Source organism: Proteiniclasticum sp. C24MP (assembly GCF_043951855.1).
In the GTDB taxonomy this organism is placed as follows: Bacteria; Bacillota; Clostridia; order Clostridiales; family Clostridiaceae; genus Proteiniclasticum.
The window spans coordinates 88,418-109,245 of sequence record NZ_JBINJW010000006.1; the positions used below are offsets into that span (position 1 = coordinate 88,418).

Consider the following 20,828-nt stretch of genomic DNA (forward strand, 5'->3'; position numbering starts at 1 on the left):
GAGTGGTGCTGAAACATCAGAGTCTGATCAGCAGCATGACACTAGAAGAGAAAATAAGATTAACTTCGGGGAAAGATAACTGGAGAACCGTGGAAATGAAACATCTGGGGATTCCTAAAATAACGCTCAGCGACGGACCGCATGGATTGAGGCACCAGGAGGAAGACCAGGATCATCTCGGCATCAACGAAAGTAATCCTTCCACCTGTTTTCCGCTGGCATCTCTTACAGCGGCTTCTTTTGATGAAGATCTTCTCTATGAAATGGGCAGAGCCATAGGATATGAAGCACTGTGTCAGGATGTTCAGGTCGTTCTGGGACCAGGTGTCAACATAAAGAGGAACCCTCTCTGCGGGAGGAATTTTGAGTATTTCTCTGAGGATCCCTGCCTTTCCGCTAAGCTTGGAACCGCATGGATCAGAGGCGTTCAGAGTATGGGTGTTGGAGCCAGCCTGAAGCATTTTGCCATGAACAATCAGGAAAGCAACAGAATGAAGTCAGATAGTCTCGTAGACAGAAAGGCCATGCATGATATTTATCTCAAGTCCTTTGAAGGTCCGGTGAAGGAGGGTAAGCCTTATACAGTGATGGGTTCCTATAATCTGATTGATGGAATCTATGCCTGTGAACATCCATATCTGCTGAACGATGTGCTGAGAGAGAAATTCGGTTTTGAAGGAGTGCTTGTGACAGACTGGTCTGCCATGAACGATAAGAAAGCCTCCTTTATGGCTGGTCTTGACCTGGAAATGCCAGGTGGGGCAGTGTATTTTGATGAAGAAGTCCGAGAAGCGATATTGACGGGTAAGATGGAGGAAAAGTATCTGGATCAGTCTGTGGATCGCATATTGGATCTTGTCTTCAGAACCCGTAATAGCAGAGAGAAAATGCTAGCAGAGTATGGTCCTCTTGATAAAAATTCCGTGGACAGGGAGAAACATCATGAACTGTCAAGGAGAATAGCAAGAGAGTCCATGGTTCTTCTGAAAAATGAACTGGGTATTCTGCCTCTTGAAAAGGAAAGCATGCACAGGCTCATCATCACAGGTGCTCTGGCTGAAAAACCCAGGTATCAGGGCGCAGGCAGCTCACATATCAATCCCTACAAAGTGACATCATTACGGGATGGGTTAGATGAAAAAGGTATCAAGTATACATTTTTCCAGGGATACTCTCTGATGGATGAAGAACAGGAGGAGGGCCTAGAGGAAGAAATTCTTTCAGTCATAGAAGAGGATGACATCGTTCTGGTGGCTGCAGGGCTTCCTGACGAGTATGAATCAGAAGGATTTGACAGAGAGCATATGAGGCTTCCAACGCAGCAGAATGAACTGATCTTACAGCTTACAAAGAAGAGCAGGAAAGTCATAGTACTGCTCTATTCAGGTGCTCCAGTTGAAATGCCCTGGGCTGATGAAGTGGCGGCGATTCTCAATTGCTATCTTCCCGGACAGGCTGGGGGAGAAGCGGCTGCAGATCTTCTCTTTGGAGAATTCAGCCCTTGCGGAAAACTTCCTGAGACCTTGCCACATCGATACGAAGATCATGTGACATCTGAAATATACGGGATTGAAAATTATCAGGTTGAATACAGGGAAGGAATTTATGTCGGATACAGATACTTTGACAAGGCGGGAAAGCAAGTCCGTTTTCCTTTCGGGCATGGTCTTTCCTATACGGAGTTCCAGTATGAAGAGCTTTCTCTATCCCAGTATGAAATCCGGATGGATAAAGAGGAGGAAGTGACTGTTTCATTCAGACTTCGAAATATCGGTGAAAGGGAAGGGAAGGAAATCTCTCAGCTGTATATTGAAAGAATGGATCAGGAAGGATATGTCGTAAAGAAGTCCCTGAAGGGCTTTAAAAAGACTTCGCTGAGGCCTGGCGAAGAGAAAATCATTGAGATAAAGCTTCAAACTGAAGATTTCTGTGAGTATGATCTTAAACTTGAAAAAGAGGTGCTTTATGAAGGGCGGTACATGATTCATATCGGTTCCTCTTCTCAGGAACTCAGATTGACTGGTGAGATCAAGTCTCGAGGGATCCACCTGGACAAAGCTGAAGTTCCGCAGTACTATGCTAGACTCGATGGAAAACCATCGAGAAGTGCGTTTGAAGCCCTGAAAGGGATCCGCATCCGGAAAACGGAGATTGGGAAACCTTTTACAGTGAACAATACACTCTATGAGATGAAAGATGCGCTGCAGATGAGAATTGTCATGAAGATTATGAAAAGAATGCTCGCAGATGCAACTGGAGTGAAGAGTGAAAAAGACAATGCCTATAAAGTGGTCTACTCCATGTTCATGCATACGCCGATCAAAAGACTGTCGCTGGTATCTCCGGATAAAATGCCGAAATACCTTGGAGAATCCATTGTTCATATTGCCAATGGAGAATTTCTCAAGGCGGCAAAAAAAGCGAGAGATAAAAAATAGACAACTGGAACCGATAGTCTTGGCCTGAACTGAAAGAAACCTGGAAGAGCGCATGTTAGAATGCGCCTTTCAGGTTTCTTTGTCCTTGTTTTCAGTTTCTGTCTGAGGGCTTGAGTCCTCACTATGTTCCTTCTGGAATTTCCTGGCTTCCTTTGCCATTTCCAATGCTTTGCTTCTGGCTTCTTTGGCTTTTCTGCGTCGTTCTTTCTGGTATTCGATATCCGGCTTATAAGCCAGATAAAGTCCGGAGACGATACCGACGTAGATCAGGATGCCTGCAAGAAGTCCGATAATATATTTTGTTTCCATATGATCACCATACCTTGATTCATTATAACATCTCTTAAGAAGCTTAAGAAGCTTAAAGAAGAAAAATCGGAAAACGTGGTATAATTTTAGTTGGGTGATGAAAAATATGGAACCTTTAGCAAGTAAACTAAGACCTAAAAATCTGGATGAAGTACTGGGTCAGAAACATCTCATCGGAGAAGGAAAAATCCTATCCAGCATGGTGAAGAGCGGAAGCCTCATGAATATGATTTTCTACGGTCCTCCTGGAATCGGGAAGACTACTGTAGCAAGGCTTCTGGCAGATCTTACGGACAGGAAATTCATCAGTCTCAATGCTTCGACGGATTCCCTGAAAGATGTGAAGAACGCCTTGGAAGAACTGAATATGTTCATGGGGCAAAAAGGACTTTTACTGTATATTGATGAAATTCATTTATTCAATCGGCGCAATCAGCAGGTGCTTCTGGATTACATGGAAAACGGGAAGATCATTCTGGTGGGATCCACCACGGAGAATCCCCATTTTGCAGTATTCAAAGCGCTTCTTTCCAGAGCCATGGTGGTGGAATTCAAACCGCTGGAGTTTAAAGATATTCTTGACGGCATGGATAGAGCCCTTACGTTCTATAAAGAAGAAAAGGGCTTGAAGGAAGTTTTGATTTCCAAGGTGTCCATGGACTTCATAGCAAGTCTTGCCAATGGAGATATGAGAAAGGCCATCAATAATCTGGAACTTCTTCTTCTGTCAAAGGACAGAGTGAATCAGGACCGCATAGAAATCAGCCAGGATGATGTGGAGAATCTGCTGCAGAGGAAAATCATCAATTTCGATATGGATGGAGATTATCATTACGACCTCTTAAGCGCCTTCCAGAAATCCATCAGAGGCAGTGATGAGAACGCTGCTCTTCTGTATCTGGCGATGCTCCTGAAGGGGGGAGACCTGATTTCTGTGAACCGCAGACTTCTGGTCATTGCTGCGGAAGACATCGGGCTTGCAAATCCTCAGGCCATTACCATAGTGAAAGCATGTACTGATGCAGCCCTTACGCTGGGCCTGCCGGAAGCAAGGATTGTACTGGCCCAGGCTGTGATTCTGCTGGCTACCTCACCGAAGTCCAACTCCGTCATTACCGCCATTGATTCGGCCATAAACACGGTGGACTCGACATCTGTTCTGGAGCTTCCCGCTCATTTGAGAGATGGTCACTATGCGGGAGCCAAGTCTCTGGGGAGAATGCAGAAATATCTTTATCCCCACGGGTATAAGAATAATTATGTGAAACAGAACTATATGCCAAAGGGACTGGAAGGTAAAAAGTTCTATGTCACGGGAACCAATAAATATGAAGAAGCGACAAAAAACTACTGGAAACAGATCAAGGAAGAATAAGTGTCAATAAAGTTGACACAATCACTCGGAATTGATACAATTTATGGATGAAATGCCTTGGAGGTGTAGAAGTGAAACTATCAACAAAAGGAAGATACGGTGTCAAAGCGATGATGGATCTGGCGATTCATTACGGCAACAATCCGATTTCGATAAAGAGTATTTCTGAGCGTCAGGGAATATCAGAATATTATCTGGAACAGCTCTTTGCGCCATTAAGACGAGCAAAACTTGTTAAAAGTGTGAGAGGAGCGCAAGGTGGATATATCCTGAACAGACTACCGAAGGAAATCACAGTGCTTGAAATCATGGATGTGCTGGAAGGACCTGTGGAGATCTCGGACTGCCTGACCAATGATGAATGCGATTATCTGGAAGCCTGTGCCACAAGAGTGCTATGGGCCAAAATAAGAGATTCCATAAATTCCGTCATGGCAGGCGTTACCCTTCAGGATATGCTCAATGATTACAGGAAAATGCAGGCGACGCCGATCAAAGAGGGGATATTTCTGAATGACTGATTTTATATATCTGGATAATGCTGCGACAACGTTTATGGATTACGATGTTCTGAAAGCCATGGAACCATACAATCTGGAGAAGTACTCCAATCCATCCTCGATCTATTCCTTTTCAAGAGAAAACAAATCGGCGATGAAAAGAACAAGAGATGTGGCGGCGAAGCTTCTGGGCGCAAAACCCAAAGACATCTATTTCACATCTGGTGGCAGTGAAGCGATTAACTGGGCAATCAAAGGTGTAGTCTATGGCAATGAAGCCAAAGGCAGACACATTGTTTCCACGAAGATCGAGCATCATGCGACGCTTCATACGCTGGAGTTTCTCGAAAAACAAGGCTTCGAAGTGACCTATCTTGATGTGGACGAAAATGGACAGATTGATCTGGAGGAACTGAAAAAATCCATCAGACCAGATACTGTCCTTGTGAGCATCATGGCCGCTAATAATGAAATCGGGACAATTCTCCCTCTTAAGAAGATTGGAAGCATCTGCAGGGAAAAGGGGACATTCTTTCATACAGATGCCGTACAGGCCATTGGTGCAGTGGAGATAGATGTGGAGGAAATGAATATCGATTTTCTTTCGGCGTCTGCACATAAATTTCATGGTCCTAAAGGCGTAGGTTTTCTCTATCTCAGAAGCGGGATTGTCATTGAGAATCTCATCCATGGCGGGAATCAGGAACGAGGCAGGCGCTCCGGTACAGAGAATGTAGCTGGTATTGTAGGACTGGGAAAAGCGCTTGAAATCGTCATGACAGATAAGGAAGAGAAAAACAGAAGACTGTCCATGCTTCGGGATCAGCTGACACAGGGGCTCCTTAAGATTGAAGGATGCCGACTCAATGGTCCTCGAGGCGAGAACAGACTTCCCAATAATGTCAATGTTTCCTTTTCAGGGGTAGATGGAGAAGCCCTTCTTATGAACCTGGATCTGTCTGGAATCCTGGCTTCATCTGGCAGCGCATGCACATCCGGGGCTATTGATGAGTCACATGTATTGGAGGCCATCGGTGTGGAGAAAGAATACATCAGAGGCAGTCTGAGATTCACGCTGAGTAAGTACAACATGGAAGATGAAATAGAAAAGACCCTAAGAACAGTAGAAGAAATTGTAAAGAGACAAAGAAAAATCGGAAGATAGATGATTGTGTGTGAATAAACAGAGTAAGGTGAAAAGATGAAAAAGAGAGTAGTACTGGGTATGTCAGGTGGAGTAGATTCTGCTGTTGCGGCATACCTGTTAAGAGAGCAAGGATATGAGGTCATCGGAGTGACCATGCAGGTCTGGCAGGATGATAATGGCTTCAAGGAAAGAGAAGGCGGATGCTGTTCCTTGTCCGCAGTAGATGATGCCAGGATGGTTGCAGATACATTAGACATCCCATTTTATGTCATGAACTTCAAAGAGGTATTCAGAGAAAAGGTCATTGATTACTTCATGGAAGAGTACATAGAAGGAAGGACACCAAACCCTTGCATAGCATGCAATAAGTACATCAAGTTTGATGAGCTTCTGCATCGAGCGGAAACGCTGGGGGCTGATTATGTCGCTACAGGTCACTATGCCAAGATCTACGAGAAAGACGGCAGAATGGTCATTGAAAAGGCGGATGACGATACGAAGGATCAGACCTATGCTCTGTATAACCTGACCCAGGAGCAGCTGAGAAAGACGCTGATGCCCTGCGGTGAGTTCAAGAAGAGCAGAATCAGAGAGATCGCCAAAGAGATGGACCTGGGGGTTCATAACAAGAAAGATTCTCAGGAAATCTGTTTCATCGATGACAACGATCATGGCAGATACATCTATGAAAAGAAGCCGGAGCTGAAAATACCTGGAAATTTTGTGGATCCGGATGGTAAAGTGCTGGGACAGCATAAGGGCATCGCCTATTATACCATCGGACAGCGCAAGGGATTAGGGCTTTCTTTAGGAAGACAGGTTTTCGTGTCCAAGATCGACAAGGATACCAATGAAGTGGTGCTTACAGATGAAAGCGCATTATTCAAGAACACCCTGATCGCCCATGATCTGAACTGGGTATCAAGAGATGAGGTCACGGAACCCTACAAGGCCAAAGCGAAGATCCGTTACTCCGCGAAACCCGCAGAGTGCACCATCTATCCTATGGAAGACGGCATGGTGAAGGTTGTTTTTGAAGAGAAGCAGAGAGCCATGACAAAAGGTCAGGCTGTGGTATTCTATGAAGACAACTTCGTCTTAGGCGGAGGAACCATTTACGCAATTGAAGAGTAGTCAGAAAGGAGCTTATCATATAAGCTTCTTTTTTTATATCTCGTTGACCGCAGGATAGAATGAAGGTATGATAAGAATATAACATTTTATAGTTCAAAAAGATCAGGAGGAGGCAGCAAGGTCATGGCAAAAAGATTCTGGGTACCCTATGCAGCCTATGATGTGGAAAGCATCAGGATGTGGCTGGAAGAGAAGGCGGAGGAAGGCTATCGTCTCAAAAAGATGAAGCCTTATTTTGCTGTCTTTGAAGAGACCGATAGAGAGCATCTGAAGTTTCATCTGGAACCTACGCTGAAGGATGCCAGGGAGCCCGAAAGCGAAGTGGTGGAAGCCCATTCCGACAGAGGATGGACCTATGCAGGGACCCTTGCGGATCACTTTCATGTATATTACGCAGAGAAAGATACACCGGATTTCTATATGGATCCCCATTCAGTGAAATGGAAATATGAAGAAAAGCTGAAAAAGGAAAGATGGGGGATCTTCTGGTCGATTCCAGGATTTCTGCTGCTTTTTCTTCTAGATCTGGACTTTCTGAATGGATTCAGTGATCCGATTTTATGGATGCTCCAGAATCTCCAGGTGTATCATCTTCTATATCTTTCCTTTATTGTCCTAGGCCTTATGACAAAAGTCATCACCTATCGAAGGCATAAGAAATATGTGGAAAACATAGATGAGAAAGAAGACTTTCAGACCCCATCCACTGGGATTTTCAGAATGGTGAATCTCATGGGGAACTTTCTGTTCTATGGTGCAGCCATAGGCATTCTCCTCTTTGCGTTTTCAGCAGATCAGGAGATGTATGGCTACCTCGAGATTGAGGATCTTGATTTCGAACCCGTGATTACACTGGAGGAGATTGAAGAGATGAAGGATCCCGATTTCAGGGAGAAAGAGCCTTTCGATTATGGAAACTATGCCAGTGTTCGAAAAAGCATATTTCTGAACGATCAGATTGTGATTGATGAAAATCTGTGGATCATCAACCGGTACAGTCCTGGACTGCAGACCACATATTATCAGGTGTCTTCTCAGTGGATACTGAATTTTCTCGAAGACAGGCTGATCAGCCGGGTGGAGAAAAGCACTGGTGACACAGATTCCATCAGAGAAAAGTACGGGAACGTATCGGTCAGCTATTTTGATGTGCCTGAACTGCGGACCATGATTCTGCGCATGGAGGATCGACTGATGGTGGTGAATTATCGTGGGAGAGTGGACCTGAAGAGCTTCAAGGAACTCATAGCAGAGAGGTTCTCGGCGTCCATGGAAAGCGCTCTGGCAAAAAGTGAATGAGAGAATGAACTTCTATGTGCTGAAAGGAGCGTGCAGTAATGAAATTCAAACCAAGGACTTTGATGATTGCGGCCTTATTCGTGGCGGTATCGCTGATCTATTACTTCATCTATCGAAATGATACCTTCTTCATCGGAGCCACCATGCTCATCATGGTGCTATGGCTGCAGCTCTCAGGAGGATGGAAGCCCCAAAGAAGAAAAAAGAAGAAAAATAAGCAAATAAAATAGACCCGTGAGGGTCTATTTTATTTGCTTATTTATAGGAGATGGCATTGGTAGGACAGGAACGGATGCATTCTCCGCAGACGAGGCATTCCTCTTTCAGTATCTCATGCTTGTCTTTTCTGATTACAGCCTTGGATGGACATACGTTCGCACATTTTGTGCAGTTGACACACAGATCCGAGGATATGGTCACAAAATGCTTGGATTTCTTTGACGGAAAGCTGAGGAAAAGTCCATAAGGGCAGAGAAAGCGGTGCCAGAGTTCTTCATGGAAAAACAGGGTCAGGATGGCACCGAGCAGCACCATGGCTGGAAGGACGGGGAGTCTTTTCCCTGACATTACTGATATCAGAAAAAGACTCATGAAGGATACCAGAATCAGTACACGTGTCAAAGGTTTTTCCAGAAAAGATGAGACTTCATGATCTTTCAGATGCAGCTTTTCCTTGATCCACTTCACCGGTTTCATCAATGTATTGATGGGACAGATATAACCGCAGTAGACTCTGCTGAAGAGAAAAGCAAGAATCATGGAAGCTGCAAAGAGAATCATCCAGATCTGGGGCTTCCCAATCATTACAAGAACACCGAATAAAAGCAGAAAGAAAAGCTGTATCGCCACCTGAAGACTTTTAGTTGTCATAATTCATACCTCACATAATTGAATATTGATTTATCTATAGCATACTGCTACTATGAAGAATATAGTGTTACCGTGGTAACTGGAGGGGTGAGTTAATGAAACTGAATGATTATATGGAAGATCTTGCTCAACTCCCTCTTTTCGAAGACTTCAGAAAATACGACCTGAGAAATCATCTTATGGAAAGAGGGACCGCACTGCACAGATATCTCAAGAATGAAATGATCTATCTGCAAGGACAGACTGCATCCAAGATGGACATTGTCCTTTCAGGGAAAGTTTCAGTCCAGAGACTGGATGAGAATGGGAACGTGCTTCGTATAGAGAACTTCAGAAAAGGGTCTCTCATTGGCGCAAATCTCATATTCTCCACGTTCAGAACGTATCCCATGACGGTCATAGCAGAAGAAGAGTCAGTTCTGATCTCACTGGATGCACCACTTATTCTGCATCTCTGCAGTATAAACAGTAATTTCATGCTGAAATTTCTGCAGGCTGTTTCGGATCGAACTTTGGTGCTGACGAATAAGATTGAAGAGATTTCTCCAGGGACGCTGCGCAACAAGCTTCTGGATTATCTCACATACGAGAAGAAATTCCAGAAAAGAAGCACCATCGTTCTGGATGGTACAAAAAAACAGCTTGCTGAAAGGCTGGGGGTGCAGCGCACTTCCTTGAGTCGTGAACTGCAGAAGATGAAAAGGGATGGTCTCATTGAATATGACAGAAATACAATTACGCTGAAAGACTGAAAAAGAACGAAGAAAAGGAGACTCCATAATGATAGAGTCTCCTTTCCCATTCAAGGGGAGAATACTATGAAAATTTAAAACTGATCTACATCTCTTAGTTTTTTATCCAGATCATATGCTTTTTCTGCTTCGAAAGGTTCTTCTTCTTCGATTCTTCTTTCATGTCCATCTACTATATGATTGGTGTTTCCCTTTTCTGTATCTTTGTTGATTTCCTTGTTCCATCCTTTATCATGGGTAGCGATTCCACCATCATAAGCTGGATTTTCATTGACTTCCTCGTCATTCTTCTCCAGTATTTTGTCTAAATCTTTGTTTTTATCCACTTCAACAATCACCTCTTCATTTTTTTCCGCATAACTATCTGTCAGATAGCTGGGTTTTCCGGTTTCTTCTGATATACTATCATCTTCATAGGGTGCGCTTCGATCTCTATGCCTGTATGTGTCTCTGTTGAGGCTTTCATTTCTGTAGAAATGGTCATATGCTTCATCACGTTTTTGTTCGTCATCATCTACGAGGATCAGAATGTCACCAGCGTTGATGCGTTCTTCATATTCCTTTGCCTCTATTTCAGGCACACCATAATCGATGAGTGCTCCTGCCAGTCCACCTACAGCACCTCCTGCAAGGGCTCCTGTGATAGCTGCTGCGATAGGTCCTGCAGCAACTATGGGTCCCACTCCAGGTATGGCTAAAGCACCTAGACCCAGAAGCAGTCCTCCAAGGCCACCAATGGCACCTCCGGTTACCGCACCGGCCGCGGCACCGCCTGCTGCATCTTTTTCGTTTGTTATATCTTTTCCTACCTTGTTTGTAAGTGCATTATATTTTTCTTCATCTTTTGTGATGATGGATATTTCATCATCTCTGTAACCGGAAGATCTCAATCCTTCAATGGCTCTGATAGCCAGATCCTCTGTCTTGAAAATTCCTATGATTTTTTTCATTACTAACCTCCTGCGTATTGAGTTCAATTTCAGTTAAAATTGACTATGTAGTTATAATACCGCTTTATTCGGAACTGCCAGTTACCGTTTTATAAACAAGTAGATAATTGGCTGAAAACAATAATTAATGAAGTTAATAGATTTTCAAAATAACCTGAAATACTATGAACCATAAAGCCATAATATGAAGTGTTTGTTGATAAAAGGTTTCAGTGATGGATTAAGGGAGAATCAAATTGAATTAACTGATCATCAGCATGCAAATGCATTGACTTTATGGAATGCAATGAGTATACTTTATAAGTAATCAGTGAATACTGTGAATACTGGATGTTGAAGAGAATGAGTACTCATCAGAATCTACCATTTAGAGAAGAGGCGGATGGTGAAAGCCTTTGGAGAGAGATGACGAAGCTGTCTTGGAATCCGGATCTTTTGAGAGATGAATGCAGCGCATTCATAATTAGGGTGGTACCGCGGAAGCAGAGCTTTCGTCCCTTGCTGGGGATGAAGGCTTTTTTTGTTGTATTAAATTATTAAAATAGAGAAAGATAAAATATATGGAGGCAAAATGATGGAAAAACTTACAACCAATGAAATCAGACAGAAATATCTGGACTTTTTCAAAGAGAAGGCGCACTACGTGATGGAAAGCTTTCCTCTAGTACCTAAGGATGATAAATCACTCCTTTTAATCAATGCGGGTATGGCACCATTGAAACCCTATTTTACAGGTGTGAAGGTTCCTCCTTCAAAGAGAGTGACCAGCTGTCAGAAGTGCATACGAACCGGTGACATTGACAATGTAGGGCGCACGAAAAGACATGCCACATTTTTTGAAATGCTGGGAAACTTTTCCTTTGGGGATTACTTCAAAGAGGAAATCATTCCCTGGGCATGGGAATTCGTTACTGAAGTGCTGAAAATCGATAAGTCCAGACTTTATGCAACGGTATATTTTGAAGATGATGAGGCCTTTGAAATCTGGAAAAATAAAACAGATATCAATCCTGATCGAATTTTCAGGCTGGGAAAAGAAGATAATTTCTGGGAAATCGGAGTGGGTCCATGCGGACCTTGTTCAGAAATCCATTATTATAAGGGTGCTGATGAAATCAGGACCACAGACGATTTCATCGCCGCATCTGATCGAGATGAAATGACTGAATTCTGGAATCTGGTGTTCACTCAGTTCGATAAGGATGAAGAAGGAAACTACAATCTTCTTGCAAACCCTAATATTGATACGGGTATGGGGCTGGAAAGAATGGCCACCATCATGCAGGGTGTGGATTCCATTTTTGAGATTGATGTCCTGAAAAACATCATAGATAAAGTCACTGAAGTAACTGGAATAGTTTATGGAAAGAACAAGGAAGAAGATGTTTCCATAAGAATCATCGCAGACCACGCAAAAAGCATCGCTTTCCTCATCGGTGATGGAGTTCTTCCATCCAATGAAGGCAGAGGCTATGTGCTGAGAAGACTTCTGAGACGTGCAGCAAGACACGGCAGGGTACTAGGTCACAAGAAGCTGTTCCTTAACCAGATCATTTCCGCTGTGATGGAAAGCTATGGACAGGCATACCCTGATCTTCTGGAGAGAAGAGAGTATATAGAAAAAATTGTTGATCTGGAAGAAAAGAAATTCCATGAGACACTGGATGCAGGTATGGAAATGCTTCTGGGATTCGTGGAAGAAACAGAAGGAGACACCTTCAGTGGAGAGCACGCATTCAAGTTATATGATACCTATGGTTTTCCACTGGAATTGACAGAAGAGATCATTGCTGAGAAAGGAATGAAAATCAATCTGGAAACATTCAGAAAGGAAATGAATGATCAGAGGCAGAGAGCACGTGCCGCAAGGGGAGAAAGTTCCTACATGGGTTCCGAGAATTCCGGAATCGATGTTCTGGAGGAAACTGTTTCCACTGCGTTCACAGGATATGGAACACTTACAGAGGATGCGGAAATATTATTTGTCTACAATGAGGATGAAATGGTGGAGCACCTGGAAGCGGGTCAGAAAGGATACGTGGTTTCTGATCATACTCCATTTTATGCTGAAATGGGCGGTCAGGTAGGAGATGTGGGTCTCATCGTAGGGGATGAGTTCAAAGCAGAAGTCCTTGATACCAGAAAAAGCAGAAACGGAAATACTGTACATGTCGTAACAGTTCTGGAAGGAAATCTGACCAAAGGCAAGGCAGGATTCCAGGTATCAGAAGCGGTAAGAAAGAGCACAGAAAGAAATCATACTGCAACACATCTGCTTCATAAAGCCCTGAAGATGGTGCTCGGCAGTCATGTGAATCAGGCGGGTTCTGTCGTCCAGCCCGATAAGCTGAGATTTGATTTCAATCATTTCCAGCCTATGACGGTGGAAGAAATAAGAAGCGTGGAACAGATTGTCAATGAAGAGATTCTCAAAGCGACACCTGTAACTACTTCACTCATGTCCATGTCTGATGCGAAAGCATCTGGCGCCATGGCGCTATTTGATGAAAAATACGGCGATGAAGTTCGTGTGCTGTCTGTAGGAGAATTCTCAATGGAGCTTTGCGGCGGAACGCATGTGAGAAATTCCGGGGAAATCGGATTATTCAAAGTGACTTCTGAAGCAGGGATTGCATCCGGCGTCAGAAGAATCGAAGCGATCACGGGTTTGAATTCGTTTGAACTGTTCAATCAAAAAGAGAATACCTTAAGTGAACTGCAGGAACTTCTTAAAGTGGGCAAGAACGAAATCGTGAATAAGGTGGCTGCCAACATACAGGAAATGAAAGCACTTCAGAAAGAACTGGAGGAATCAAGAAAAGCACAGTCCTTAGGGTATGTGGACGAGCTTCTGAAAATGAAGGAAGAAGTCCATGGGGTACATCTTATCAGAGGAGAAGTTCAGAATGTGGAAGCAGGAGATCTGCGAGACCTTACAGAGAAGGTTCTGGATAAGCTTCAGTCAGGAATCGTCGTACTGGCAGCAAAAGGTGAAGGAAAAGTCAGTTTCTCCGTCATGATCTCAAAAGATAAAGTGAAAGACGGATACCATGCTGGAAAGCTGATCAAGGAGATAGCTGCAATTGCCGGCGGCGGTGGTGGTGGCCGACCTGACATGGCTCAGGCAGGCGGTAAAAAGCCTGAAATGCTGGGAGAAGCACTTCAAGCTGTGGAAGATCTCTTGAAGAAATAAGTTAATTCTGAAGTTGTCTATACAATTTAACCAGAATAATTTATAATATAGATAGTAAGGTACTATTTTCAAGGGGGTGAAGCTGCGAAGCAGCGTTGTTTATGAACAATAAAGATCATACCATGCAATTTGACTTTGAGAATGATAAGAAAGATCTGACCAAAGCGATACTTGAAGAAGTATATAATGCACTCAACGAAAAGGGATATAATCCCGTAAATCAGCTGGTTGGATATATCATTTCCGGCGACCCGACGTATATCACAAACTACAATGGAGCAAGAGCCCTAGTAAGAAAGCTTGAGAGGGATGAAATCCTTGAAGAGGTTCTGAAATCCTATTTGAACATTAAATAATAGGAAGGGATACCTTGAATAAGGTATCCCTATTGCTTTTATTCTCATTATGTGTGAGAATGATACGATAAAAACATAAAGTTTTTTAAGGAAAGTTTGATACGATATAATAGTATCAATTTGAAAGGATTTAAATTTATTAATGAGGTATATTGGATTGGATGTAGGCGATAGAACCATAGGGGTTGCGGTAAGCGATCCGTTAGGTTATACCGCGCAAGGAATAACTACCGTGAGAAGAAAGTCACTTGAAAAGGATTTTGAAAAGCTTCGAGAGATTTTCAATGAGTATGAAATTCTGGGAATCGTTGTGGGACTTCCTAAAAACATGAATGGAACCATTGGACCCCAGGCTGAAAAAGCCATGGAGTTCGGAAGGGTTCTCGAGGAAGAATTCGGACACAAGGTGATTTACTGGGATGAGAGGCTTACAACCATGGCTGCACACAGAGCCATGCTGGAAGCGGATATGTCCAGAAAGAAGAGGAAAACTCTGGTAGATAAGATTGCAGCCACCTATATACTTCAGGGATATTTAGATAAAATTAGCAGCACAAAATAAACAAAGAGGTGAAAATTATGGAAGACATGACAGATCTAATTGTACTTACAGATGAAGACGGAAATGAAGTGGAAGTTGAAGTCGTGACAAGAATGGAAATAGAAGATGTTGAATATTTCATTGTTTCTCCCGTCGAAAGTGATGAGGAAGAACCTGTATTTACAGCCCTTAAGGTTGTGTATGACGAAGAGGGTAACGAATTTTTCGAGACCGTTGAAGACGACGTGGAAATAGCCATGATAGAAGAGGCGTACAGCGTTATATTCGACGAAGACGGACTGAATTAATATGGTAACTACTTATACCAGAGAGGATATTCAGACAATAACCAGTAAACTTAAGAAAAGCGGTTATAAGCTGACACCACAGAGACAGGCAATCGTTGATGCGATTATCGAAAGTGTGGGGGAACACCTGACCGTGGAAGAATTATTTGATATCGTGAAGGTGAAAAGACCTGAAATAGGTCTTGCCACTGTTTACAGAACAATCATGCTCATGCATGAGGAAAATATTGTTACACGACTAGATCTTAAAGATGGAACTGCAAGATATGAACTGACCAGGACAGATGAAGAACATACACATCATCACCTGATCTGCATCAGATGTTCCAGAGTTTACGAGTTCATGGGTGACCTCCTGGATCCTTTAGAAGAGGAGATTGGTAGAAAGTATAAGTTCAAGATTCTCGATCATAGCCTTAAATTTTACGGTATTTGTAATGAGTGCGCTAAAGAGGAAGAACTTAAGGAGGAAACAAATAATGGCAAAAGAGAAGGATAATGTAAAGATTATACCTCTTGGCGGTACAAACGAAATTGGCAAGAACATGACAGTAATAGAATACAAGGATGAAATCATCGTGGTGGATAGCGGTTTGAAATTCCCGGATGATGATATGCTTGGTATTGACGTTGTCATTCCTGATATTACATATCTTGTAAAGAATCAGGAGAAAATAAAGGGTATCTTCATAACCCATGGTCATGAAGACCACATAGGAGCACTGCCATATGTGTTAAAGCAGATCAATGTTCCTGTATATGCAACAAAGCTGACAGCGGCTTTGATTAACCTGAAACTTACAGAGCATCGCATTCAGGATGTGGTGACGGTAAATATTGTGAAAGCAAAAGATGTGATTAAACTGGACAAAATGTCCGTTGAGTACATCAAAGTAAATCACTCTATTGCGGATGCCTGTGCGCTCGCAATACATACTCCCCTTGGAGCTGTAGTGCATACAGGTGACTTTAAGATTGACTACACTCCGGTTGACGGAGAAGTCATTGATCTTCAGAGATTTGCGGAATTAGGTAGAAGAGGGGTTCTGGCCCTGTTATGTGATTCAACAAATGTTGAGAGAGAAGGATTCACCATTTCTGAATCTTCGGTGGGAGATAGCTTTAAGAGAATATTCCACGGTGTTCAGGGAAGAATCATCATTTCAACTTTCGCATCCAATATCCATAGAATTCAGCAGATCATCGAAGCTGGTATTGCTGCAGGAAGAAAAATTGCGGTATCAGGAAGATCAATGGAAAATATCATTCCCATCGCCATCGATTTAGGATACATCACCATCGATGAAAAACATCTGATTTCCATCGATGATGTCAAAAAGTATCCTGATAATCAGGTTGTGATAGTGACTACTGGAAGCCAGGGAGAGCCCATGGCTGCATTATCAAGAATGGCGAATAACATGCACAGAAAAATACAAGTGAAACAGGGCGATACTGTCGTATTCTCTTCTTCACCGATTCCAGGTAATGAGAAGCCGATTTTCAGAACCATTGATAAACTGGCGCAGTTAGGTGCTGAAGTGGTTTACGGAAAGCTGGAGGCCATTCATGTATCAGGCCATGCCTGCAAGGAAGAAATCAAGCTGATGCACACACTTACAAAGCCAAGGAATCTGATTCCTGTGCACGGTGAATATAGAATGCTTAGAGAACACAGAGATCTGGGCATGAAGCTGGGCTTAAGTGGAAACAACATTGTAATTCCTGAGAACGGGGATGTCATTGAAGTTTTCAGAAAGGGCATCAAGAAGGTAGGTACTGTGAATTCAGGACATGTACTCATTGATGGTCTTGGTGTTGGAGATGTGGGAAGAATCGTATTACGTGACAGAAAGCATCTGTCTGAAGATGGAATCATTACAGTTGTAGTGACCATGGAAAAGGAAAGCGGCTTAGTCGTTGCTGGACCGGACATCATAACAAGAGGTTTTGTATATGTGAAAGAAGCGGAAGCACTGATGGACAGCTCCAGAAAAGTTGTCATGGAAGCGCTAGCAGAATGTGAAGATAAGCATATCACAGATTGGAACATCCTTAAGAACATCATCAAGGATACATTGAAGAATCATCTTTTCGAGAAAACAAAGAGAAGACCGATGATTCTACCAATCATCATGGAAGTGTAATAGGAGGGCAGATAAGTTGAATATATATGATAAATTCAATGAGTTGGCAGCAGAACTGAAGGTGAATCCAGATGTGGTGGCTTTCAGAGAAGCGGCTCTGAAGATTCAATCTGATGAAAAGAAGACCAGAATGCTGGAGGATTTCAGAAAGATTCAGATCGCGGCTTATACCGAATCTATGGAGAGTGGTAAGGTTTCAGATGAAACCACAGAGCAGATGCAGAATTTCGCATCTGTCATCAAGACCAATCCTGATATCAATGAGTACCTGCAGGCGGAAGTGAGATTCTCCATCCTGTTTGAAGACATGATGAAAATCATCAATGATGCAGTGGGTGTGGATGTCATTGGAGTGGGAAAGTAATATTCATTCCAAAATAGAATTATAATATAGAAAGCAGTAAGATGGTATCTTGCTGCTTTCTTCATTGAATGAAGGGATTCTTGAGAAAATGCATAAAAATTTCAACCTAAACCGGTTACATAGGAGAACAGGGCGCTATTCTTCCCACAGGCCAAGGTTTTTGTGCTATAATACATTGTTAGATACGAAAAATGGAGGAATAAGATGTCATATAAGAGAGAGAATGTCAGAAACATAGCAATCATTGCCCACGTTGACCATGGTAAAACCACACTGGTGGATGCTATGCTTAGACAGTCCAATAACTATAGAAGCAATGAAAAAGTAGAAGAAAGAGTAATGGATTCCAACGATCTGGAAAAAGAGAGAGGGATTACGATTCTTTCAAAGAATACATCCATAACTTACAAGGGTTATAGAATCAATATTGTCGATACACCAGGTCATGCTGACTTTGGCGGAGAAGTGGAAAGAGTACTCATGATGGTGGACTCGGTACTGCTTGTTGTAGACTCTAATGAAGGCGCTATGCCCCAGACGAAGTTTGTGTTAAAGAAAGCCCTTGAAGCCGGACTTAATCCAATGGTCGTCGTTAACAAGATCGACAAGAAAGATGCCAGACCGGATGAAGTCATTGACGAAGTCTTTGACCTGTTCGTGGAACTGGGCGCAACAGATGAGCAGTGTGATTTCCCGATCATCTACGCATCTGCGAAAGATGGATACTCAGGAGAAAACATTGAAGATGAAATGACGGATATGATTCCTCTGCTTAACAAGATCATCGACTATGTAAAACCACCTGAAGGAGATATCGCAGGACCACTTCAGATGCTGGTCACAACACTGGACCATAATAACTTTGTAGGTAAGATCGCCATCGGTAAGATTGTGAGAGGGATTGCGAAAAGAAATCAGCCTATTGCAATAATTGAAACAGATGGTACTATTAAGAAGACAACGATATCCAATCTCTATCTATATGATGGATTAAAGAGAGTGGATACAGAAGAAGCTGCCATTGGTGATATCGTTGCGATCTCAGGAATCGGCGATGTTCACATCGGTGATACGGTGACAGATGCCAACGCACCAGAAGCGCTGCCTTTTGTACATATTGATGAACCTACATTATCCATGAACTTCATGGTCAATGATTCACCATTTGCCGGACAGGACGGAAAGTTCATCACATCCAGACATCTTAGAGATCGACTGATGAAGGAGCTTGAGACCAATGTATCACTTCGTGTGAATGAGCTTACACCGGATACATTCGAAGTTTCAGGAAGAGGAGAACTTCATCTTTCCATTCTTATCGAAACCATGAGAAGAGAAGGATTTGAGCTTCAGGTATCAAAGCCAAGAGTCATCAACAAGGAAGTTGATGGTGTAACCATGGAACCGATGGAGTACCTGACCATCGACGTGCCTGAAGAATTCATGGGGAACGTCATGGAAAAACTGGGACCAAGAAAAGCGGAAATGGTCAATATGACTTCTGCTGTCAATGGGTACACCAGACTTGAATTTGTCATTCCTGCCAGAGGACTCATCGGATTCAGAAATGAATTCATGACGGATACGCGTGGTAACGGAATCATGAATCATGTATTCCAGGGTTACGAGAAAGTCAAAGGTGAAATGCCAGGAAGAAGCAGGGGATCTCTGGTTGTCTTTGAAACTGGAGAGGCCATCACGTACGGCCTGTTCAATGCGCAGGAGAGAGGAACACTCTTCATTGAAGCAGGAACTCCGGTTTACGCCGGAATGGTCTGTGGTGAATGTTCTAGAGCGGAAGACATCGATGTCAATGTCTGCAAGAAGAAGCAGCTGACCAATACCAGATCTTCCGGAGCGGACGATGCTTTAAAGCTTGTTCCGGTCAAGAAGATGACACTGGAAAACTATCTGGAGTTCGCTGCAGAAGATGAGATTGTTGAGGTGACTCCATTAAATATCCGATTAAGAAAGAAATTCCTTGATCATACACAGAGAAAGAGAGCCGCAAGAAATAAATAATATTTGAATGATAATGAGCCGGGGGGGACGACCATTGAAGAAATTCCTGATTTTTCTACTGATTTTAGTTCTGGTACTGGGTGGAGCAGCACTTATTGGATGGAACTACTATAACGATGTGGGTGAAAGACCACTGACAACAGATGAAGAGATTATTGAAATCACTGTAGAACCCAACGACAACTTCAGCCGACTGCTTACAAGGCTAGGCGACGAAGGTCTGGTAAGAAACGTGCTTCTGACCAGAATTTATTTCAGAATGAATCCCATAGAAACAGCATTTAAGCCAGGAACCTTTGAGGTTCACGGAAAAGGAACCCTGCATGAAATCATCACCGAACTCAATGAGGGTGAGGATATTTATGAGGTCACTGTGGTGATTCCGGAGGGGCTGACCATTGATCAGATGGGTGAAGTCTTCGAGGAGAAGGGACTGTTTACCAAAGAAGAATTCATCGCAGCCACCAGGAGCTATATCGTGCCAAGCTGGCTGGAAAACATTGAAGAGAGAAGACATGTGCTGGAAGGATTTCTTGCACCTGCCACTTATAAACTCAAGATCGGTCAGACACCAGGATATGTGGTGGACATCATGTACAAGGCATTCGTCAACAGAATGTATGGTGTCATCGAGGAACTTAATGAAAATCTGCCCACATCCGAGTGGAATGAAATCCTGACCATCGCTTCCATGATTGAGCGAGAAGCTGCCAATACGGCTGAAATGCCTAGGGTGAGTTCTGTTATCTACAATAGGCTTGCAAAGGGCCAGAAGCTGCAGATAGATGCCACCGTCGTATATGCGCTTGGTCTGACATCAAAAGACAAGGTGCTGCTGGAAGATCTTGAAGTAGAATCTCCATTCAACACCTACTATATCAATGCGCTGCCCGTGGGTCCCATATCAAACCCGGGCGCAGCTGCAATCAAAGCAGCTCTCAAACCTGAGTATACTGAGTATACTTACTATGTTCTGGACCCATCCATAGGAGAACATTTCTTCACCAACGACTATAATGAATTTCTGCGGAAGAAAAATGAATTTGCTGGTGAATAATATGAAATCCTCTTATCCATTTACGGATAAGAGGATTTGTTTTTATTTTGTGAAGATGTGCTAGAA

The 20,828-nt window shown here is 43.0% G+C and carries 20 protein-coding genes; 17 read left to right on the forward strand and 3 right to left on the reverse strand.

Annotation, left to right across the window (positions count from 1 at the left end; all coding sequences use genetic code 11):
* The first annotated feature begins 5 nt into the window (after window positions 1-5).
* On the forward strand, window positions 6-2,438 hold the full coding sequence (locus ACHAL6_RS06835; RefSeq protein WP_395269539.1) for a beta-glucosidase: 2,433 nt from the start codon (window positions 6-8) through the stop codon (window positions 2,436-2,438).
* Window positions 2,439-2,507: 69 nt separating this feature from the next.
* On the opposite strand, the gene ACHAL6_RS06840 is transcribed toward ACHAL6_RS06835, so the two are convergent.
* A complete protein-coding gene (locus ACHAL6_RS06840) occupies window positions 2,508-2,747 on the reverse strand; it encodes a hypothetical protein (protein ID WP_395269540.1) in 240 nt (79 codons plus the stop codon).
* 106 nt (window positions 2,748-2,853) lie between these two features.
* Here ACHAL6_RS06840 and ACHAL6_RS06845 point away from each other — a divergent pair, with 106 nt between their 5' ends.
* The 6 genes from ACHAL6_RS06845 to ACHAL6_RS06870 all read left to right on the forward strand — a co-directional run bounded on the left by ACHAL6_RS06845 (window position 2,854) and on the right by ACHAL6_RS06870 (window position 8,432).
* The gene (locus ACHAL6_RS06845; protein ID WP_395269542.1) at window positions 2,854-4,122 is read left to right on the forward strand and encodes a replication-associated recombination protein A; all 1,269 of its coding nucleotides are present in this window, start codon (window positions 2,854-2,856) and stop codon (window positions 4,120-4,122) included.
* 71 nt (window positions 4,123-4,193) lie between these two features.
* Window positions 4,194-4,643 (forward strand): Rrf2 family transcriptional regulator, encoded by a 450-nt coding sequence (locus ACHAL6_RS06850; protein WP_207598152.1) that lies wholly within the window; start codon window positions 4,194-4,196, stop codon window positions 4,641-4,643.
* The gene (locus ACHAL6_RS06855; protein ID WP_395269544.1) at window positions 4,636-5,787 is read left to right on the forward strand and encodes a cysteine desulfurase family protein; all 1,152 of its coding nucleotides are present in this window, start codon (window positions 4,636-4,638) and stop codon (window positions 5,785-5,787) included. The genes ACHAL6_RS06850 and ACHAL6_RS06855 overlap by 8 nt, the downstream gene beginning before the upstream one ends.
* 36 nt (window positions 5,788-5,823) lie before the next feature.
* Complete coding sequence (gene mnmA / locus ACHAL6_RS06860; protein ID WP_395269545.1) at window positions 5,824-6,903, forward strand: tRNA 2-thiouridine(34) synthase MnmA; 1,080 nt, start codon at window positions 5,824-5,826, stop codon at window positions 6,901-6,903.
* Window positions 6,904-7,026: 123 nt separating this feature from the next.
* The gene (locus ACHAL6_RS06865; protein ID WP_395269546.1) at window positions 7,027-8,202 is read left to right on the forward strand and encodes a DUF2812 domain-containing protein; all 1,176 of its coding nucleotides are present in this window, start codon (window positions 7,027-7,029) and stop codon (window positions 8,200-8,202) included.
* 38 nt (window positions 8,203-8,240) lie between these two features.
* Entirely contained in the window at window positions 8,241-8,432 is a 192-nt protein-coding gene (locus ACHAL6_RS06870) for a hypothetical protein (protein ID WP_395269547.1), read from the forward strand.
* Between the two features lie 25 nt (window positions 8,433-8,457).
* On the opposite strand, the gene ACHAL6_RS06875 is transcribed toward ACHAL6_RS06870, so the two are convergent.
* Window positions 8,458-9,072: a 4Fe-4S binding protein gene (locus ACHAL6_RS06875; RefSeq protein WP_395269548.1), complete on the reverse strand. Its 615-nt coding sequence runs from the start codon at window positions 9,070-9,072 to the stop codon at window positions 8,458-8,460.
* A gap of 95 nt (window positions 9,073-9,167) precedes the next feature.
* On the opposite strand from ACHAL6_RS06875, the gene ACHAL6_RS06880 reads away from it, so the two are divergent.
* Window positions 9,168-9,824, forward strand: a complete 657-nt coding sequence (locus tag ACHAL6_RS06880) for a Crp/Fnr family transcriptional regulator (RefSeq protein WP_395269550.1) — start codon at window positions 9,168-9,170, stop codon at window positions 9,822-9,824.
* Window positions 9,825-9,898: 74 nt separating this feature from the next.
* Here the strand turns inward: ACHAL6_RS06880 and ACHAL6_RS06885 are convergent, their stop codons facing one another.
* Window positions 9,899-10,774, reverse strand: coding sequence for a general stress protein (locus ACHAL6_RS06885; RefSeq protein WP_395269552.1), 876 nt, complete (start codon window positions 10,772-10,774; stop codon window positions 9,899-9,901).
* Window positions 10,775-11,348: 574 nt separating this feature from the next.
* Between ACHAL6_RS06885 and alaS the strand changes: the two genes are divergently transcribed.
* From alaS to mltG, 9 genes are all read left to right on the forward strand, one after another.
* Entirely contained in the window at window positions 11,349-13,967 is a 2,619-nt protein-coding gene (gene alaS, locus ACHAL6_RS06890) for an alanine--tRNA ligase (protein ID WP_395269606.1), read from the forward strand.
* Window positions 13,968-14,068: 101 nt separating this feature from the next.
* Window positions 14,069-14,323 carry an IreB family regulatory phosphoprotein gene (locus tag ACHAL6_RS06895; RefSeq protein WP_207598143.1) on the forward strand — a complete coding sequence of 85 codons (255 nt, stop codon included), beginning with the start codon at window positions 14,069-14,071 and terminating at the stop codon, window positions 14,321-14,323.
* Between the two features lie 142 nt (window positions 14,324-14,465).
* Complete coding sequence (gene ruvX / locus ACHAL6_RS06900; protein ID WP_395269553.1) at window positions 14,466-14,885, forward strand: Holliday junction resolvase RuvX; 420 nt, start codon at window positions 14,466-14,468, stop codon at window positions 14,883-14,885.
* Window positions 14,886-14,902: 17 nt separating this feature from the next.
* Entirely contained in the window at window positions 14,903-15,172 is a 270-nt protein-coding gene (locus ACHAL6_RS06905; RefSeq protein ID WP_207598142.1) for a DUF1292 domain-containing protein, read from the forward strand.
* 1 nt (window position 15,173) lies between these two features.
* Window positions 15,174-15,671, forward strand: coding sequence for a Fur family transcriptional regulator (locus ACHAL6_RS06910; RefSeq protein ID WP_395269555.1), 498 nt, complete (start codon window positions 15,174-15,176; stop codon window positions 15,669-15,671).
* Window positions 15,652-17,319 (forward strand): ribonuclease J, encoded by a 1,668-nt coding sequence (locus ACHAL6_RS06915; RefSeq protein WP_395269557.1) that lies wholly within the window; start codon window positions 15,652-15,654, stop codon window positions 17,317-17,319. Before ACHAL6_RS06910 ends, ACHAL6_RS06915 begins: the two co-directional genes overlap by 20 nt.
* A 16-nt stretch (window positions 17,320-17,335) precedes the next feature.
* Window positions 17,336-17,683 (forward strand): YlbF family regulator, encoded by a 348-nt coding sequence (locus ACHAL6_RS06920; protein ID WP_395269558.1) that lies wholly within the window; start codon window positions 17,336-17,338, stop codon window positions 17,681-17,683.
* Window positions 17,684-17,887: 204 nt separating this feature from the next.
* On the forward strand, window positions 17,888-19,705 hold the full coding sequence (typA, locus tag ACHAL6_RS06925; RefSeq protein WP_395269559.1) for a translational GTPase TypA: 1,818 nt from the start codon (window positions 17,888-17,890) through the stop codon (window positions 19,703-19,705).
* Between the two features lie 34 nt (window positions 19,706-19,739).
* A complete protein-coding gene (mltG, locus tag ACHAL6_RS06930; protein ID WP_395269560.1) occupies window positions 19,740-20,762 on the forward strand; it encodes an endolytic transglycosylase MltG in 1,023 nt (340 codons plus the stop codon).
* Window positions 20,763-20,828: the final 66 nt, after the last annotated feature.

Bases quoted from the DNA above. Each gene is read 5' to 3' on its own strand.
- ACHAL6_RS06840 (WP_395269540.1), bottom strand. From the start codon at position 2,747: ATGGAAACAAAATATATTATCGGACTTCTTGCAGGCATCCTGATCTAC.
- ACHAL6_RS06845 (WP_395269542.1), top strand. From the start codon at position 2,854: ATGGAACCTTTAGCAAGTAAACTAAGACCTAAAAATCTGGATGAAGTA.
- ACHAL6_RS06855 (WP_395269544.1), top strand. From the start codon at position 4,636: ATGACTGATTTTATATATCTGGATAATGCTGCGACAACGTTTATGGAT.
- mnmA (WP_395269545.1), top strand. From the start codon at position 5,824: ATGAAAAAGAGAGTAGTACTGGGTATGTCAGGTGGAGTAGATTCTGCT.
- ACHAL6_RS06865 (WP_395269546.1), top strand. From the start codon at position 7,027: ATGGCAAAAAGATTCTGGGTACCCTATGCAGCCTATGATGTGGAAAGC.
- ACHAL6_RS06870 (WP_395269547.1), top strand. From the start codon at position 8,241: ATGAAATTCAAACCAAGGACTTTGATGATTGCGGCCTTATTCGTGGCG.
- ACHAL6_RS06875 (WP_395269548.1), bottom strand. From the start codon at position 9,072: ATGACAACTAAAAGTCTTCAGGTGGCGATACAGCTTTTCTTTCTGCTT.
- ACHAL6_RS06880 (WP_395269550.1), top strand. From the start codon at position 9,168: ATGAAACTGAATGATTATATGGAAGATCTTGCTCAACTCCCTCTTTTC.
- ACHAL6_RS06885 (WP_395269552.1), bottom strand. From the start codon at position 10,774: ATGAAAAAAATCATAGGAATTTTCAAGACAGAGGATCTGGCTATCAGA.
- alaS (WP_395269606.1), top strand. From the start codon at position 11,349: ATGGAAAAACTTACAACCAATGAAATCAGACAGAAATATCTGGACTTT.
- ACHAL6_RS06895 (WP_207598143.1), top strand. From the start codon at position 14,069: ATGAACAATAAAGATCATACCATGCAATTTGACTTTGAGAATGATAAG.
- ruvX (WP_395269553.1), top strand. From the start codon at position 14,466: ATGAGGTATATTGGATTGGATGTAGGCGATAGAACCATAGGGGTTGCG.
- ACHAL6_RS06905 (WP_207598142.1), top strand. From the start codon at position 14,903: ATGGAAGACATGACAGATCTAATTGTACTTACAGATGAAGACGGAAAT.
- ACHAL6_RS06910 (WP_395269555.1), top strand. From the start codon at position 15,174: ATGGTAACTACTTATACCAGAGAGGATATTCAGACAATAACCAGTAAA.
- ACHAL6_RS06915 (WP_395269557.1), top strand. From the start codon at position 15,652: ATGGCAAAAGAGAAGGATAATGTAAAGATTATACCTCTTGGCGGTACA.
- typA (WP_395269559.1), top strand. From the start codon at position 17,888: ATGTCATATAAGAGAGAGAATGTCAGAAACATAGCAATCATTGCCCAC.